The sequence below is a fragment of the Bifidobacterium sp. ESL0784 genome (assembly GCF_029433295.1).
Classification (GTDB): domain Bacteria; phylum Actinomycetota; class Actinomycetes; order Actinomycetales; family Bifidobacteriaceae; genus Bifidobacterium.
In genome coordinates this window covers 1-1,175 of record NZ_JAQTHV010000007.1, presented here as the reverse complement: position 1 = coordinate 1,175, position 1,175 = coordinate 1, and the positions used below count along the sequence as shown (strand labels likewise).

Below are 1,175 nucleotides of genomic sequence, written 5' to 3'. Positions count from 1 at the left end.
GTGATTGGTGTTATCATTTTGTGTTATGAGTGAGATCAGGAGCAGCGAGGCGGCAGCGTCCGCTCACGCGCGTGATATGGAGGCGGCGGCGGGCAACGTCACGGGTATCGTGGGTTTCGATTTCTCGGTGTCGAGCCTGCCGGCCGCCGAGGCGGCGAGGATCGCATGCGCGGCGCTCGGGTCCGTGTTCCGGTCCGCTGCGGAATCCGCCCGCGATACCGGCCACGGGGCCGCGATGGCCCACGGGAGGCTGTCGGAGGCGGACCGGTCGAGCGCGGGGACGATGCAATGAGCGAGGACCGCGGGACGCGCATAAGCCGTCTGGACGAGCGGATCGCCGGCTGTCAGCGGCGCATCGGCGAGGCCCGGGAGAAGGCCGAACGCCTGGACAGGGAGGCAAGGGCCTGTGACGAGGCCGGCGGGATCCTCGCAAGCTGGGGCCAGCAGGCCTCCGGCATCTGGCAGGACCTGCACCAATATGTCAAAGGCGACGTCGAGTGGCGGCGGCTCGAACAGGAGCACGAGGAACGGGCGGCCATGGCCGCCCAGGCCCGGAACGCCTGCCTCGAGGCCCACGACGACCTCGCCCGCCGGGCCAGGCGCGAGCACGAGGACGCGCGCGACATCCGCGAGGAACAGGACAACCTGCGGCGTGCGAGGCGCGAATGCGGAAACGACGGGAACCGGAGGAGGGACCCATGGGCCTGATCGTCGACAAACCCGAACTGCTGGCCGCTCTCGACCAGTCCGACCACGACATACGATCCCAACAGGCGGAGGCGAGACGCGCCATGAGCGCCCTCAACAGCCTGGCCGGCGACGCGTCGCTGGACGGCCGGGGATGGCAGGCCGCCAAACGCCACGCCGCAGACGCGGCCAAGCCCCGGCTGGAAGCGGCCGTCCGGCAGGGCGACCGGGTCATGGCCGACAACGCCGAGTTCCGCCAACGCCTCGAGTCCCTGATCGCCGACGACTACCTGGACGAGGACGGCATCGCCGACTGCGTCGCCCGCATACGCCGCAACGACAGCCTCCTGCGCCAGGCCCGGGACCTGCTGCCCGCCGACGGCGGCCCCCTGAAAGTCCTGATCGACCGCATGCGGCAGCAAGGCGAACAACAGGCCGCCCGGCTCGAGGACAAGATACGACGCCTCCACACCCTCGACCAAACCACC

3 protein-coding genes are annotated in these 1,175 nt (G+C 70.0%); all 3 read left to right on the top strand.

All coding sequences use genetic code 11. From position 1 onward, the window contains the following. The first annotated feature begins 25 nt into the window (after positions 1-25). On the top strand, positions 26-292 hold the full coding sequence (locus PT279_RS09205) for a hypothetical protein (RefSeq protein WP_277167177.1): 267 nt from the start codon (positions 26-28) through the stop codon (positions 290-292). Continuing rightward, complete coding sequence (locus PT279_RS09200; RefSeq protein ID WP_277167176.1) at positions 289-708, top strand: hypothetical protein; 420 nt, start codon at positions 289-291, stop codon at positions 706-708. Before PT279_RS09205 ends, PT279_RS09200 begins: the two co-directional genes overlap by 4 nt. After that, on the top strand, positions 699-1,175 hold a 477-nt coding region (locus PT279_RS09195), incomplete at its 3' end, for a hypothetical protein (RefSeq protein WP_277167175.1). The genes PT279_RS09200 and PT279_RS09195, both read left to right, overlap by 10 nt.